This is a genomic window from Microbacterium sp. M3 (assembly GCF_033548675.1).
In the GTDB taxonomy this organism is placed as follows: Bacteria; Actinomycetota; Actinomycetes; order Actinomycetales; family Microbacteriaceae; genus Microbacterium; species Microbacterium arthrosphaerae.
In genome coordinates this window covers 321,010-336,647 of sequence record NZ_JAWTZT010000002.1, presented here as the reverse complement: position 1 = coordinate 336,647, position 15,638 = coordinate 321,010, and the positions used below count along the sequence as shown (strand labels likewise).

Annotated in this window: 13 protein-coding genes; all 13 read left to right on the top strand. The window is 72.4% G+C overall.

What is annotated here, in order from left to right:
- Window positions 1–25: 25 nt before the first annotated feature.
- The 13 genes from pyrR to R8Z57_RS06855 all read left to right on the top strand — a co-directional run bounded on the left by pyrR (window position 26) and on the right by R8Z57_RS06855 (window position 15,601).
- Complete coding sequence (gene pyrR, locus R8Z57_RS06915; RefSeq protein WP_318353042.1) at window positions 26–571, top strand: bifunctional pyr operon transcriptional regulator/uracil phosphoribosyltransferase PyrR; 546 nt, start codon at window positions 26–28, stop codon at window positions 569–571.
- Window positions 568–1,575: an aspartate carbamoyltransferase catalytic subunit gene (locus R8Z57_RS06910; RefSeq protein ID WP_318353041.1), complete on the top strand. Its 1,008-nt coding sequence runs from the start codon at window positions 568–570 to the stop codon at window positions 1,573–1,575. The genes pyrR and R8Z57_RS06910 overlap by 4 nt, the downstream gene beginning before the upstream one ends.
- Window positions 1,572–2,882, top strand: coding sequence for a dihydroorotase (locus R8Z57_RS06905; protein WP_318353040.1), 1,311 nt, complete (start codon window positions 1,572–1,574; stop codon window positions 2,880–2,882). Before R8Z57_RS06910 ends, R8Z57_RS06905 begins: the two co-directional genes overlap by 4 nt.
- The gene (locus R8Z57_RS06900; protein WP_318353039.1) at window positions 2,879–3,388 is read left to right on the top strand and encodes a hypothetical protein; all 510 of its coding nucleotides are present in this window, start codon (window positions 2,879–2,881) and stop codon (window positions 3,386–3,388) included. Before R8Z57_RS06905 ends, R8Z57_RS06900 begins: the two co-directional genes overlap by 4 nt.
- On the top strand, window positions 3,385–4,542 hold the full coding sequence (carA, locus tag R8Z57_RS06895; RefSeq protein ID WP_318353038.1) for a glutamine-hydrolyzing carbamoyl-phosphate synthase small subunit: 1,158 nt from the start codon (window positions 3,385–3,387) through the stop codon (window positions 4,540–4,542). The genes R8Z57_RS06900 and carA overlap by 4 nt, the downstream gene beginning before the upstream one ends.
- On the top strand, window positions 4,542–7,829 hold the full coding sequence (gene carB, locus R8Z57_RS06890) for a carbamoyl-phosphate synthase large subunit (RefSeq protein WP_318353037.1): 3,288 nt from the start codon (window positions 4,542–4,544) through the stop codon (window positions 7,827–7,829). Before carA ends, carB begins: the two co-directional genes overlap by 1 nt.
- Complete coding sequence (pyrF, locus tag R8Z57_RS06885) at window positions 7,826–8,659, top strand: orotidine-5'-phosphate decarboxylase (RefSeq protein ID WP_318353036.1); 834 nt, start codon at window positions 7,826–7,828, stop codon at window positions 8,657–8,659. Before carB ends, pyrF begins: the two co-directional genes overlap by 4 nt.
- Before the next feature lies 1 nt (window position 8,660).
- A complete protein-coding gene (gene gmk / locus R8Z57_RS06880) occupies window positions 8,661–9,602 on the top strand; it encodes a guanylate kinase (protein WP_318353035.1) in 942 nt (313 codons plus the stop codon).
- An 88-nt stretch (window positions 9,603–9,690) separates the two neighbouring features.
- Window positions 9,691–9,945, top strand: coding sequence for a DNA-directed RNA polymerase subunit omega (gene rpoZ / locus R8Z57_RS06875; protein WP_318353034.1), 255 nt, complete (start codon window positions 9,691–9,693; stop codon window positions 9,943–9,945).
- Window positions 9,946–10,063: 118 nt separating this feature from the next.
- Window positions 10,064–11,257, top strand: a complete 1,194-nt coding sequence (gene metK, locus R8Z57_RS06870; protein ID WP_318353033.1) for a methionine adenosyltransferase — start codon at window positions 10,064–10,066, stop codon at window positions 11,255–11,257.
- Between the two features lie 70 nt (window positions 11,258–11,327).
- A complete protein-coding gene (locus R8Z57_RS06865; protein WP_318353565.1) occupies window positions 11,328–13,289 on the top strand; it encodes a primosomal protein N' in 1,962 nt (653 codons plus the stop codon).
- Between the two features lie 21 nt (window positions 13,290–13,310).
- On the top strand, window positions 13,311–14,234 hold the full coding sequence (gene fmt, locus R8Z57_RS06860) for a methionyl-tRNA formyltransferase (RefSeq protein WP_318353032.1): 924 nt from the start codon (window positions 13,311–13,313) through the stop codon (window positions 14,232–14,234).
- On the top strand, window positions 14,231–15,601 hold the full coding sequence (locus tag R8Z57_RS06855; RefSeq protein WP_318353031.1) for an RsmB/NOP family class I SAM-dependent RNA methyltransferase: 1,371 nt from the start codon (window positions 14,231–14,233) through the stop codon (window positions 15,599–15,601). The genes fmt and R8Z57_RS06855 overlap by 4 nt, the downstream gene beginning before the upstream one ends.
- Window positions 15,602–15,638 lie beyond the last annotated feature (37 nt).

Here is a 15,638-nt window from a genome sequence, read left to right as displayed (position 1 = left end):
CGTGAGGCGGAGAAGGGAGCGGCGGATGAGCACGCGTACCGTGCTGCCTCGCGTCGTCATGACACAAGCCGACATGGCGCGGGCCCTGACTCGGATCTCGCACGAGATCCTCGAGTCCAACAAGGGATCCGACGGCCTCGTCCTCCTCGGGATCCCGACGCGCGGCGTCACTCTCGCGCATCGCATCGGCGCTCTGGTCGCGCAGTTCGGCGGCGCCGACGTCCCCGTCGGCTCACTCGACGTCACGATGTACCGCGACGATCTCCACCGCAACCCGACGCGTGCCCCGCAGCCGACGCAGATCCCGGCGGGCGGCATCGACGGCAAGGTCGTCGTCCTCGTCGACGACGTGCTCTTCTCGGGGCGCAGCATCCGCGCCGCTCTCGACGCCCTGCAAGACATCGGGCGACCCGCCGTGGTGCGCCTGGCCACCCTCGTGGACCGGGGGCACCGCGAGCTGCCGATCCGCCCGGACTTCGTCGGCAAGAACCTGCCCAGCTCCCGCGACGAGCGCGTGAACGTCCGCCTCGCCGAGACCGACGGCGCCGAAGAGGTGACGATCGAGTCATGAGGCACCTGCTCGACACCCAGACCCTCGCGCGCGAGGACGCGCTGCGCATCCTCGACGTCGCCGAGGACATGGCCGACACCCAGCGCCGTGAGGTCAAGAAGCTCCCGACGCTGCGGGGCAAGACCGTCGTGAACCTGTTCTTCGAGGACTCCACCCGCACCCGCATCTCGTTCGAGGCGGCCGCGAAGCGCCTGTCGGCCGACGTCATCAACTTCTCGGCCACGGGCTCGAGCGTGTCGAAGGGGGAGTCTCTCCAGGACACCGCGCAGACGCTGCAGGCGATGGGGGCGGACGCCGTCGTCATCCGGCACGGCGCCTCCGGCGCGCCGCGCACGCTGGCCACGAGCGGCTGGATCAGCGCCGGGGTCGTCAACGCCGGCGACGGCACGCACGAGCATCCGACGCAGGCGCTGCTGGACGCGTTCACCATCCGCAAGCGCCGCTTCGGCGACGACAGCCGCGGCCGCGATCTCACCGGCGCGAAGGTCACGATCGTGGGCGACGTCCTCCACTCGCGGGTCGCCCGCTCGAACGTGTGGCTGCTGCACACGCTCGGCGCCGACGTCACCCTCGTCGCGCCACCCACCCTCGTCCCGCAGGACGTGACGAACTGGCCGGCACGGGTGGTCTACGACCTCGACGAGGCGATCGCCGCGCAGCCCGACGCCCTGATGATGCTCCGGATCCAGCTGGAACGCATGAACGCGGCGTATTTCCCCACTGAACGGGAGTATTCCCGGAGATGGGGGCTGGACGCGAACCGCCTGCGCGCCTTGGGAGCCGATAGCATTGTCATGCACCCCGGACCCATGAACCGGGGCCTGGAGATCTCCGCGGAAGCCGCTGACTCGCCCCGCTCGACGGTGCTCGAGCAGGTCGCCAACGGCGTCTCGGTGCGCATGGCCGCGCTCTACCTGCTGCTGGCAGGGGCGGAGCGCGACAGCACGACGGATGCCGCCACCACCACCGGCGGAGATGCCACAGAGAAGGAGACCACCAGATGAGCGAGACCCTTCTCTTCCGCGGGGCACTGGTCGAAGGCAGCACGGCGGCAGACCTCGTCGTCGCCGACGGCGTCATCGCGGAGGTCGGCACCGGGCTGAGCCGGGCGGGTGCGACCGTCGTGGACGTCGACGGGCTGGTGCTGCTGCCAGGGCTGGTCGATCTGCACACGCACCTGCGCGAACCCGGGTACGAGGCATCCGAGACGATCCTCACGGGATCGCGCGCAGCGGCTGCGGGCGGCTACACCGCGGTCTTCGCGATGCCCAACACCTCACCCGTCGCCGACACGGCCGGCGTCGTCGAGCAGGAGCTCGCGCTCGGCGAGGCTGCGGGCTACGTCACGGTCCAGCCGATCGGCGCCGTGACCGTCGGGCAGAAGGGCGAGCGACTCGCCGAACTCGGCGCGATGGCCGATTCCCGGGCCCGGGTGCGCGTGTTCAGCGACGACGGCTTCTGCGTGTGGGACCCGCTCATCATGCGGCGAGCGCTGGAGTACGTGAAGGCGTTCGACGGCGTGATCGCCCAGCACGCGCAGGATCCCCGCCTCACCGAGGGCGCCCAGATGAACGAGGGCCGCGTCTCGGCCGAACTCGGGCTCGCCGGGTGGCCGGCCGTCGCCGAGGAGTCGATCATCGCCCGCGACGTCCTGCTGGCCGAGCACGTGGGCTCGCGCCTGCACGTGTGCCACCTGTCCACCGCCGGCTCGGTGGAGATCATCCGCTGGGCGAAGAAGCGCGGCGTCGACGTGACCGCCGAGGTCACTCCGCACCACCTGCTGCTGACCGACGAGCTCGTGCGCGACTACGACGCGCGGTTCAAGGTGAACCCGCCGCTCCGCCGGGAGGAGGATGTCCTGGCGGTGCGCGAAGGACTCGCCGACGGGACCATCGACATCGTCGCCACCGACCACGCGCCGCATCCGGCCGAGGCCAAGGCCTGCGAATGGCAGGCCGCCGCCAACGGCATGGTCGGGCTCGAGAGCGCACTGCGGGTCGTGCAGCAGTCGATGGTCGACACCGGCCTCATCACATGGGGCGACGTCGCCCGCGTCATGTCGCGGGAGCCCGCCCGCATCGGCCGGCTGGCCGGCCACGGCACGCCGCTCACCGAGGGGCACCCGGCATCCCTCGCGTTCTACGATCCGTCCCCGCGTCGCACCTTCACCACCGACGACCTCCGCGGCCGCAGCGTCAACTCGCCCTACCTCGGTCGCGAGCTCCCGGGCGACGTGCGCTGGACGCTGCACCAGGGAACGGTGACGGTCGCCGACGGCGCGCTGCTCGCCGCCCCGGGGGTGCGCGCATGACCCGCGAGGGCGCGCTCACGATCATCGTCGCCGTGGCGGTGGGTCTCATCGGACTGCTCGTCTGGGCCTGGTGGCGTCGCATGCGACGCGACGCGGTCGCGCTCGTCCATCCGGGCGAGCTCCCCGCCGATGCCCACGTCCGCGGCAGCTACGACGTGCTCTATGTCGCCACCACCCGCCGCTATGCGCCCCTGGAGCGCATCGCCGCCCCCGGCATGGGGTTCCGCTCGAAGGCGACGGTCACCGTCGCGGACGAGGGCGTGGCGGTCGCGATGACGGGGCAGGAGCCCTTCCTGCTCGCCCCCGAGCAGATCGTCGACGTCAGCCAGTCCACCGTCGCGATCGACCGCGTGGTCGAGCCGGGCGGCCTCACGCGCCTCACCTGGCGCACCGACGCGAACACCACCGTCGACTCCTACTTCCGACCCCAGGATGCCTCGGCCCGCGCCCTCGCCGACGCCGTGGCCGCCATCCTTCCGCCGACCCAGACGGGAACCGCCGCATGACCTCCCTCTTCCAGACCGACCCGGCCGTCCTCGTGCTCGAGGACGGGACCCGTCACTCCGGCCGCGCCTACGGCGCCGTGGGGACGACCCTCGGCGAAGTCGTCTTCTCGACCGGCATGACCGGCTATCAGGAGACGCTGACCGATCCCTCCTACGCCGGCCAGATCGTGCTGCAGACGGCACCGCACATCGGCAACACCGGCATGAACGGCGAAGACCCCGAGTCCCGCCGCATCTGGGTGTCGGGCTACATCGTGCGCGACCCTTCCCGCGTGGTGTCGAACTGGCGCGCCGACGAGTCGCTCGACGACGCCCTCGAGAGCGACGGCGTCGTGGGGATCAGCGGGATCGACACCCGCGCGGTGACCCGCCACATCCGCTCCGCCGGCAGCATGCGCGGCGGCATCTTCTCCGGTGACGCCGCGGGCATCGACCCCGAGGAGCAGCTGCGGCTGGTGCGCGAGGCGCCCGAGATGGCGGGGCAGAACCTCTCCGCCGCCGTGTCGGTGGCCGCCGCCGAGGTCACGCCCGCCCGGGGCGAGCGCATCGGCAACCTGGCCGTGCTCGACCTCGGCGTGAAGCAGGCCACCGTCGACAACCTCGCCGCGCGCGGCTTCGAGGTGCACGTGCTGCCGCAGAACGTCACGATCGACCAGATCCGCGCGATCGAGCCCGTCGCCGTGTTCTACTCGAACGGCCCCGGCGACCCCGCCGCCTCGGGCGACCACGTCGACCTGCTGCGCGGCGTGCTCGACGACGGACTGCCCTTCTTCGGCATCTGCTTCGGCAACCAGCTGCTCGGGCGCGCCCTCGGTCTCGGCACGTACAAGCTGCCGTTCGGCCACCGTGGCATCAACCAGCCCGTGCTCGACAAGGCGACCGGCCGCGTGGAGATCACCGCCCACAACCACGGCTTCGCGGTCGACGCCCCCGTGGAGGGCTCGTTCGACAGCCCGAACGGCTACGGCAAGGTCGAGGTGAGCCACGTCGGCCTCAACGATCAGGTGGTCGAAGGACTGCGCGCGCTCGACATCCCGGCGTTCTCGGTGCAGTACCACCCCGAGGCGGCCGCCGGCCCCCACGACGCCAACTACCTGTTCGACCGCTTCCGCGACCTCGTGGTCGCGAACCTCGAGAAGAAGGCCGCGAAGTAATGCCCAAGCGCGACGACATCAACTCCGTCCTCGTCATCGGATCCGGCCCCATCGTCATCGGCCAGGCGTGCGAGTTCGACTACTCGGGCACGCAGGCCTGCCGCGTGCTCCGCGAGGAGGGCGTGCGCGTCATCCTCGTGAACTCGAACCCGGCGACGATCATGACCGACCCGGACTTCGCCGACGCGACGTACATCGAGCCGATCACGCCCGCGGTGATCGAGACGATCATCGCGAAGGAGAAGCCCGACGCGATCCTGCCCACGCTCGGCGGCCAGACCGCCCTCAACGCCGCGATGGCACTCCACGACCAGGGGATCCTCGAGAAGTACGACGTCGAGCTCATCGGCGCCAAGGTCGACGCCATCCGCAAGGGCGAGGACCGCCAGATCTTCAAGGAGCTCGTGATCGAGGCGGGCGCGGATGTCGCGGCATCCGTCATCTGCCACTCCATGGACGATCTCCTCGCCGGCGCCGCGCAGCTCGGCTACCCGCTGGTCGTGCGCCCGTCCTTCACCATGGGCGGCCTCGGCTCCGGCTTCGCGTACGACGAGGAGGATCTGCGCCGCATCGGCGGCGCGGGCCTCCACGACTCGCCGACCAACGAGGTGCTGCTCGAGGAGTCGATCCTCGGGTGGAAGGAGTACGAGCTCGAGCTCATGCGCGACACGGCCGACAACACGGTCGTCGTCTGCTCGATCGAGAACGTCGACCCCGTGGGCGTCCACACCGGCGACTCCATCACGGTGGCTCCGGCGCTCACGCTGACCGACCGCGAGTACCAGAAGCTCCGCGACATCGGCATCGACATCATCCGGGCGGTCGGCGTCGACACCGGCGGCTGCAACATCCAGTTCGCGGTCAACCCCGAGAACGGGCGCATCATCGTCATCGAGATGAACCCGCGCGTCTCGCGCTCCTCGGCGCTCGCCTCGAAGGCCACGGGCTTCCCGATCGCCAAGCTCGCCGCCAAGCTCGCGATCGGCTACCGCCTCGACGAGGTGCCGAACGACATCACGCAGGCGACGCCCGCGAGCTTCGAGCCGACGCTCGACTACATCGTCGTCAAGGTGCCGCGCTTCAACTTCGAGAAGTTCCCCGCCGCCGACACGACGCTGACCACCACCATGAAGTCGGTGGGCGAGGCGATGGCGATCGGCCGCAACTACGCCACCGCGCTGCAGAAGGCGCTGCGCTCGCTCGAGAAGCGCGGATCGAGCTTCCACTGGGGCGACGAGGACCGCTCGGTCGACGAGCTGCTCGAGATCGCGCAGACCCCGACCGACGGCCGCATCGTCGTGCTGCAGCAGGCGATGCGCAAGGGCGCGACGATCGAGCAGGCCTTCGAGGCGACCAAGATCGATCCCTGGTTCCTCGACCAGATCGCGCTCATCAACGAGGTCGCCGAGCACGTGCGCACGGCCGCGGAGCTGGATGCCGCCACCCTGCGCGTCGCGAAGGAGCACGGCTTCAGCGACGCCCAGATCGCACAGCTGCGCGGCGACAGCGAGACCGAGGTCCGCGACATCCGTCACGGTCTCGGCGTGCGCCCGGTCTACAAGACCGTCGACACGTGCGCGGGGGAGTTCCCGGCGCTGACGCCGTACCACTACTCGAGCTACGACTTCGAGACCGAGGTCACGCCGTCCGAGCGCACCAAGGTCGTCATCATCGGCTCGGGCCCCAACCGCATCGGCCAGGGCGTCGAGTTCGACTACTCGTGCGTGCACGCGTCGTTCGCCCTCGCCGACGCCGGCTACGAGACCGTCATGGTCAACTGCAATCCCGAGACGGTGTCGACCGACTACGACACGTCCGACCGCCTGTACTTCGAGCCGCTGACCCTCGAGGACGTCCTCGAGGTGCTGCATGCCGAGTCGCAGTCGGGCACCATCCTCGGCGTCATCTGCCAGCTCGGCGGGCAGACCCCGCTGGGTCTGGCGAAGGGCATCGAGGAGGCGGGCTACACGATCCTCGGCACCAAGCCCGCGGCGATCGATCTCGCCGAGGAGCGCGAGCTGTTCTCGCGCCTCCTCGACGACGCCGGACTCGTCGCCCCGCGCAACGGCACCGCCATCGACGTCGAAGGCGCGGTCGCCGTGGCGGAGGAGATCGGCTACCCGGTGCTGGTGCGCCCGAGCTTCGTGCTCGGCGGGCGCGGCATGGAGATCGTGTACTCGACCGAGGCGCTGCGCGACTACTTCCTGCGCATCGCCGACCAGGCCATCATCGGCCCGGGCCTGCCGCTGCTCGTCGACCGCTTCCTCGACGACGCGATCGAGATCGACGTCGACGCGCTGTTCGACGGCGAGGAGCTGTACATCGGCGGCGTCATGGAGCACCTCGAGGAGGCCGGCATCCACTCCGGCGACTCGTCGTGCACGCTGCCGCCGGTGAGCCTTGGCCGCACCGACATCGACCGGGTCCGCGAGGCGACGCACGCGATCGCGCAGGGCGTCGGCGTCCGCGGCCTCCTGAACGTGCAGTTCGCCATCTCGGCCGGGGTGCTCTACGTCATCGAGGCGAACCCGCGCGCCAGCCGCACGGTCCCGTTCGTGTCGAAGGCGCTCGGAATCCCGCTCGCCAAGGCCGCATCGCGCATCATGGCCGGCGCCACGGTCGCCGAGCTCAAGGCCGAGGGCCTCCTCCCGGAGGAGGACGGCTCGCGCGTGCCCCTGGACGCGCCGGTCGCCGTCAAGGAGGCGGTGCTGCCGTTCAAGCGGTTCCGCACCGCCGACGGGCAGACCGTCGACTCGGTGCTCGGCCCCGAGATGCGTTCCACCGGCGAGGTCATGGGCATCGACCGCGACTTCCCGACGGCATTCGCGAAGTCGCAGGAGGCCGCGTACGGCGGCATGCCGCAGCAGGGGACCGTGTTCATCTCGGTCGCCGACAGCGACAAGCGCGCGGTCATCCTTCCCGCCCACCGCCTGCAGGAGCTCGGCTTCGACCTCGTCGCCACCGAGGGCACGGCCGAGATCCTCGCCCGCAACGGCATCGACGTGCGCATCGTGAACAAGTACTCCGAGACGCAGGAGTCGGGCGGCACCAACATCGTCGACCTCATCAACGCCGGCGACATCGACATCGTCGTGAACACGCCCTCGGGCGGTGCGGCCCGCGCCGACGGCTACGAGATCCGCGCCGCGGCGGTCGCCGGCGACAAGGCGCTGTTCACCACGATGGCCGTGCTGGGCGCCGCGGTGAGCGCGCTGCCGGTGCTGCGCGAGGGCTTCGACGTCAAGAGCCTGCAGGAGTACGCCACCGAGAGGCTGGGCCGCGGATGACCTCATTCGGCGAGCGCGTCCGCGCCGCGATGGCGACGCACGGGCAGCTGTGCGTCGGCATCGATCCGCACGCGTCGCTGCTGGCGGAGTGGGGGCTGGATGCCTCGGCCGCCGGCGTGCGGTCGTTCGGGCTGCGCGTGGTCGAGGCCGCCGCCGGCGAGGTCGGCATCGTCAAGCCGCAGGTGTCGTTCTTCGAGTGCTACGGCTCGGCCGGCTTCGCGGCGCTCGAGGAGGTCATCGCGAGCGCCCGGGCCGCCGGGCTGGTGGTGATCGCCGACGCCAAGCGCGGCGACATCGGCTCGACCATGGACGCGTACGCGGCGGCCTGGCTCACGCCGGGGTCGCCGCTCGAGGCCGACGCCGTCACCGTGAGTCCGTTCCTCGGCGTCGGCGCGCTCGAGGGCGCGTTCGACCTCGCGGAGCGCCATGACAAGGGCGTCTTCGTCCTCGCCGCGACGAGCAATCCCGAGGCGCTGGCGCTGCAGCGCGCACGCGGGGCATCCACGGGCACCGTGTCGGCGGAGATCGTGTCGGAGGTCTCCGACCGGAACGCCCGCACGACGCCCGCGGGGGAGTGGGCGAGCCTCGGTTTCGTCATCGGCGCGACGGTGGACTGGACGGATGCCGGACTCGCGCCGTTCGCTCCGGTGACACCGATCCTCGGTCCGGGCTTCGGTCACCAGGGTGCGGAACCGCGGGACCTGCGGTCTCGCTACGGCGACCTGGCCGATGCGGTGGTAGCGTCGGAGAGCCGCAGCATCCTGGCTGCCGGACCCGACCGGCTCGCCGCGCGCATATCCGAGCGCGCCCTTCTCTACCGTGGTGATTGACATGCCCGATTCGCGCACCGTTCCCGATGGGACGACGCCCCCTCCGACCCGCACGCAAGGCCGGCCGCCCGAGGTCGACCGCCTGGCCGCGTCCCGCCGTGCGGTCGCCGCCCGCCGTGAGCGCGCCGCCCTCAAGAAGGACGTCGCGATGCGGGTCATCACGCCGCAGGAACTGCTGCGCCGCGCCCTGGCAGACCCGGCGTCGCCCGCCGGGGCGATGCGGGTGCCGGAGTTCCTCACCGCCATCCCGGCCATCGGCGAGGGCAAGCGCGACCGCATCCTGCACGACCTCGAGATCTCGCCGGTCAAACGACTGGGGGGCCTGGGCTCGCGTCAGCGCGACGACCTCCGCCGGTTCCTCGACACGCGCTGGCCCGAGGCCGAGCCCCGCGGCGGCCGCAGCCGCCTCGTGGTGCTCGCCGGGCCGACGGCGGTCGGCAAGGGCACCGTGGCCGCGCACATCAAGGAGCACCACCCCGAGATCCTGCTCTCGGTCTCGGCGACGACCCGGGCGCCGCGTCCGGGCGAGGTCGACGGCGAGCACTACTTCTTCGTCGACGACGCGGAGTTCGACCGCATGGTCGCCGACGGCGAGCTGCTCGAGCACGCGACCGTCCACAACGCGCACCGCTACGGCACGCCCCGTGGTCCCATCGAGAAGGCGCTGGCTGAGGGCCGCACCGTCCTGCTCGAGATCGACCTGCAGGGGGCCCGGCAGGTGCGCGAGGCCGATCCCACGGCCACCCTCGTCTTCCTGCTGCCGCCCAGCTGGGACGAGCTCGTCCAGCGCCTGGTCGGGCGCGGCACCGAGGACGCGGCCGAGCGGGCGCGCCGCCTGCGCACGGCGAAGACCGAGCTCTCGTCCCAGGGCGAGTTCGACTTCCGTGTCGTGAACGACGACGTCGCCCGCGCCGCGGACGAGGTCGCCCGCCTCGCGCGCTGACGACCGCTCGTCACGTAGAATGGTGGGATGCCTCGGCACCCCGAGGCTCGCAGACTCTTTTCCGACAGCCGATCCAGGAGGTTTCGCCATGGCCGGAACGAACCAGGGCATCATCGACCCGCCCATCGACAGCCTGCTCGACAAGGTCGACTCGAAGTACCAGCTCGTGATCTACGCGTCCAAGCGCGCGCGCCAGATCAACGACTACTACTCCGACCTCCACGAGGGCAACCTCTTCGACAACGTCGGTCCGCTCGTGGACTCGACCGTCGAGGACAAGCCGCTGACGATCGCGATGCACGAGATCCACGAAGACAAGCTGCGCCTGCGCCGCGCGGAGTGACCTGTTACGACCCGATGCCCTCGACGACGGAGATGTCCGTCGTCGGGGGCATACTGGTGTCCGCCCCCTCGACGCGGACGCGAACCCGGCGTCCGCGGCCCTGACAACTGGAGCATCGATGAGCGACCTTCGCCTGTTCACGTCCGAATCCGTCACCGAGGGGCACCCCGACAAGATCTGCGACCAGATCTCGGACTCGATCCTCGACGCGATCCTGACCGCCGACCCCGACGGCCGGGTCGCCGTCGAGACGCTCGTCACGACGGGACTCGTCCACGTCGCCGGCGAGGTCTCGACCTCGGCGTACGTCGAGATCCCCGCCATTGTGCGCGACGTGGTGAACCGCATCGGCTACACCTCGAGCGACACCGGCTTCGACGGCGACTCGTGCGGCGTGAGCGTCTCGATCGGCGCGCAGTCGTCCGACATCGCCGCCGGCGTCGACAAGGCGTTCGAGCGCCGCGAGGACGGCTCCGAGGACCCCCACGACCTCCAGGGCGCCGGCGACCAGGGCATCATGTTCGGCTACGCGACGACCGAGACGCCGCAGCTCATGCCGATGGCCGCCTGGACGGCCCATCGCATGGCCGAGCGCCTCGCCGAGGTGCGCCGGTCGGGTGCCCTGCCGTTCCTCCGCCCCGACGGCAAGACGCAGGTGACGCTCGGCTACGACGGCCACGTCCCGAGGACGGTCGAGTCGGTGGTGCTGTCCACGCAGCACCACCCCGACATCTCGCAGAAGGCGCTGCGCGCCGCCGTGCGCGCGGAGGTCATCGACCCGGTGCTGGAGGCGACCGGGCTCGACCTGCCCGACGTCAAGTTCTACATCAACCCGGCCGGCCCGTTCGTGACCGGTGGCCCGAAGGGCGACGCGGGGCTGACCGGACGCAAGATCATCATCGACACCTACGGCGGGGCCTCCCGTCACGGCGGCGGCGCCTTCAGCGGCAAGGACCCCTCGAAGGTCGACCGCTCGGCCGCGTACGCGATGCGCTGGGTCGCCAAGAACGCCGTGGCCGCCGGGCTCGCCGAGCGTCTCGAAGTGCAGGTGGCGTACGCCATCGGCAAGGCGAAGCCGGTGGGACTGTACGTCGAGACGTTCGGCACCGGGCGGGTGGCCGACGAGGTCATCACGCGCGCGATCCTCGACGTCTTCGACCTCCGCCCCAAGGCGATCATCGATCAGCTCGATCTGCTGCGCCCGATCTACGCGCAGACCGCGGCGTACGGGCACTTCGGCCGCGAGCTGCCGGACTTCACGTGGGAGCGCACCGACCGCGCCGACGCGCTGCGCGCGGCCGCCGGCCTCTGACGCCGGCCGCGTGACCGCGGTGCAGGACGACTCCGGAGGGGACGATGGCGGGCGAGCCCGTCCCCGTCGCGTGGCGCGGGTGCTGATCGACTCGCCGCTGCCCCAGCTGGACCGGCTGTTCGACTACGAGATCCCCGCCGAGCTTGCGGCCGAGGCCCGCCCTGGCGTGCGGGTGCGCGTGCCGCTGCGCAGCGCGGGCCGCGTGGTCGACGGCCTGCTGGTCGAGCTGGGGGAGCCGGATGCCTCGGATCGGCCGCTCTCGCAGCTCGAGACGGTCGTCTCGCCCGTCCCCGTGCTGACCCCGCGCCTGTACGCGCTGGCGCGGCGGGCCGCCGACCGCGCCGCGGGCTCCGCGGGCGACATCCTGCGGCTGGCGATCCCCAAGCGCATGGTGCGCGCCGAGAAGGCCTGGCTCGCCGCAGGCTCCCCGCCTGCGCCCGAGGTCGAGCCCGCCGACGCGGCGTGGGCGGACGAGGTCCTCTCCGCGTACCCCGGCCTCGCGACCGCGCTCGACGAGGGGGAGCGCGTCGCCGTCGACGCTCCGCCTCAGCCCGCGCGCCTGGCCGACGGCACGGCCGTCGGCGCCTGGGCGATCCTTCTCGCCGCCGCCGCCACGCGGACTCTCGCGGCCGGCCGGAGCGCCGTCATCGCGGTTCCCGATCACCGCGACCGCGCGCAGCTCGAGGCCGCGCTGAGCGCCCGGATCCCGGAGGACGCCCTCGTCCGCGACGACGCGAAGCAGAGCGGGCCCGCGCGCTACGCGGCGTTCCTGCGCACGCTGTCGAGCGCACCCTGCGTGGTCATCGGCAACCGCTCGACGGTCTACGCGCCGGTCTCCGAACTCGGACTCGTCGCCCTGTGGGACGACGGTGATCCGCTGCTCGGCGAGCCGCTGAGCCCCGGCGTGCACGCCCGCGATGCCGCCCTGCTGCGCCAGGAGCTCGACGGCGGCGCCCTCGTCTTCGCGGGGCACACCCGCACCACCGATGTGGAACGGCTCGTCGCGGTCGGCTGGGTCCGCGATCTGCCGGCTGCCCGCCGGGTGAGCCCGCGCGTGGTCCTCAGCGCGACACGCGAGGGCGAGTCGCACGCCGCCCGCGTGCCCTCGTCCGCCTTCGCCGCCGCCCGCGACGCGCTGGCCCAGGGGCCGGTGCTCGTGCAGGTGGCGCGCCCCGGGTACGCGCCGGTGCTGGTGTGCGCGAGATGCCGGCACCCCGCGCGCTGCGCGCACTGCGGCGGCCCGCTGCACGCCGCCCGACAGGGCGCTGCACCCACCTGCTCGTGGTGCGGCCGGACCGCGCACGCCTGGGCATGCTCCGAATGCTCGTCGACCTTCTTGCGGATGGCCTCGTCGGGGAGCGAGCGCACGGCCGATGAGCTCGGTCGGGCGTTCCCCGGCGTCCGCGTCATCGTCGCCGACGGCGATCACCCGGTGTCGGAGGTGGACGCCCGACCGGCGCTGGTGGTCGCGACCCGCGGCGCCGAACCGCTCGCCCTCGACGGCTATCGTGCGGTCATCCTGCTCGACGGCGACCGGATGCTGATGGCCGACGACCTGCGCATCGCCGAGTCGTGCCTGCGGTGGTGGTCGAACGCGGCGGCGCTGGCCGCGCCCGGGGCACCCGTGCACCTGGTCGGCGTGACGGGCGACGTCGCGCGGGCGCTGGCCACCTGGACGCAGGCGGCTTACGCGCGTGCCGAGCTCGCCGACCGGGCGCCGCTGCGCATGCCGCCGACCGTCCGGGTCGCCGCCGTGCAGGGTCCGCGCCGCGCCGTCGACGCCGCCCTGGCCGCGCTGCGCACGGCCGTCCCCGAGCTCGACGCGGAAGCGGTGCTCGGCCCCCTCGCGCAGGACGAGACCGTCCGGGCGCTGGTGCGGTTCGACTACGGGCTCGGCGCCCGCGTCGTCGAGAGTCTCCGGGCCTCGGTCGTGGCCCACGCGGTCAAGGGCCGCCGCGCCGCGAAGGGGCGCACGCCGGGCGCCGCCCATACACTGAAGGTTCGGGTCGACGTCCCCGACCTCGACCTCTGACCCTCAACGTTCAGGATTGTCATGCGTCTCGTCTTCGCCGGCACTCCCGCGCCGGCCGTGCCGTCGCTGCGCCGGCTCGCGGCATCCGCTCACGACCTCGCGGCAGTCGTGACGCGCAACGATGCACCGCTCGGGCGGAAGCGGGTGCTCACACCGTCTCCGGTGGCGGCAGCCGCAGACGATCTCGGCCTCCCGGTGATCCGCGCCGACCGGCTCGACGCGGACGTCACCTACCGGATCGCGGCGCTCGAACCGGATCTCGGGGTGATCGTGGCGTACGGCGGGCTGGTGCGCGAACCGCTGCTCTCGACACCGAGACATGGCTGGATCAACCTGCACTTCTCGCTGCTGCCGCGCTGGCGCGGGGCGGCGCCGGTGCAGCACGCCCTGATCGCCGGTGACGCGCGCACCGGCGCCAGCGTGTTCCAGCTCGTGCCCGAGCTCGACGCGGGCGATGTCTTCGGCGAACTCGCGATCGACGTGCCCCGCGACGCCACCGCCGGCGATCTCCTGGCGGCGCTGGCCGAGGAGGGAGCCGAGCTGCTCGCCGACGTGGTCGACGCGATCGCCGGAGGGTCGGCGGTCGCCGTGCCGCAGCAGGGCGAGACGACCTACGCCTCCAAGCTCGGTGACGAGGACGGCCGCATCCGCTGGGACGAGCCGGCGGACGCGGTGCTGGGCCGCATCCGCGGCGTCACCCCCGAGCCAGGTGCGCACACGACCGTGGACGGCGCCCGGCTGAAGGTGCTGGCCGTCGCCGCCGCGCCCGACGACGCGCCGCCCCTGGCACCCGGTGCCCTCGCGCTGCACGGCCGCCTGATCATGGCCGGCACCGGCTCCGCGCCCATCGTGCTCGACACGGTGCAGCCAGCCGGCAAGGGCGCCATGCGCGCGGCCGACTGGTGGCGCGGTCTGCGCGACACGACTCCGGTGGCGGGGTCGTGAGCCGGGCCGTCGCGGCGCGCCGCGTCGCCTACGACACGCTGCGCGCCGTCCACGAGTCCGACGCGTACGCCAACCTGCTGCTGCCCACGGCGATCGCGCGCGCCGGTCTCTCGACCGCCGATGCGGCCCTGGCGACCGAGCTCACCTACGGCACCCTCCGGCGGCAGGGGACCTACGACGCGGTCATCGCCATCGCCGCCGACCGGCCCACCGCCGACATCGACCCCGCCGTCCTCGACGCGCTCCGCCTGGGCGTGCACCAGCTGCTGTCGACCCGCGTCGCGTCGCACGCCGCCGTCAACGAGTCGGTCGAGCTCGCGCGGTCCGCCGGCAGCCGGGGAGCGGCGGGCTTCGCCAACGCCGTGCTGCGGCGCGTGTCGCGCGACACGCCCGGGGACTGGATGACGCATGTCGCCGAGAGCGCGCGGTCCGACGATGAGCAGCTCGGCCTGCTGTTCTCACACCCCGTGTGGGTGGTGCGAGCCTTCCGCCGCGCGCTGGCCGCCGAGGGCCGGGCCGAGGAGCTCGAGGCGCTGCTGACCGCCGACAACGCGTCGCCGCGCGTGACGATGGCGGCGCTCCCCGGACTGTCCGAAGTGCCCGAGGACGCCCGCCGCACGCCGTTCTCGCCGATCGGGTTCCGACTCGGCGGGGGCGACCCGGATTCCCTGGTGCGCGGTTCGGACGGACGCGTGCGGGTGCAGGACGAAGGATCCCAGCTCGCGGCGCTGGCGCTCACCCGCGCCCTCCCGGTCGCCGAGGGGGAACGGTGGCTCGACCTCTGTGCCGGCCCCGGCGGCAAGACCGCCGTGCTCGCGGCAGAGGCGCTCGCCCACGGCGCCACGCTCGAGGCGAACGAGATCTCGCCCGCCCGTGCCGGGCTGGTGCGGCAGGCGATCGCCGGCGTGCCGCTGGACGTGCCGGTGTCGGAGGAGGACGGTCGCCTGCGCGCCCAGAACGCTCCCGACACCTACGACCGCATCCTCGTCGACGCGCCGTGCACCGGCCTCGGCGCACTGCGCCGCCGCCCCGAGGCGCGGTGGCGCAAGGCGCCGAGCGACGTCCCTGCGCTGACCGGCCTGCAGCGGGAGCTGCTCGGAGCCGCCGTGAGCGCCCTCAAGCCGGGCGGCGTGGTGGCATACGTGACGTGCTCGCCGCACCTCGCCGAGACATCGGGGGTGGTCGCCGACGTCCGCCGCGAGTGGGGCGCCGCGCTCGAAGAGCTCTCGGCTCGGGACGTCATCACGGGACTGTCGGATGCCGACCCCGGCCTCGCACCGCAGGCTGACGGCAGCGGTCGCGCACAGCTGTGGCCTCACCGTCACAACACCGACGCGATGTCGGTGTCGCTCCTGCGACGCGTGTGATCCGGGATCCTGCCGGCCCGCGCGAGCGCGGGCCGGC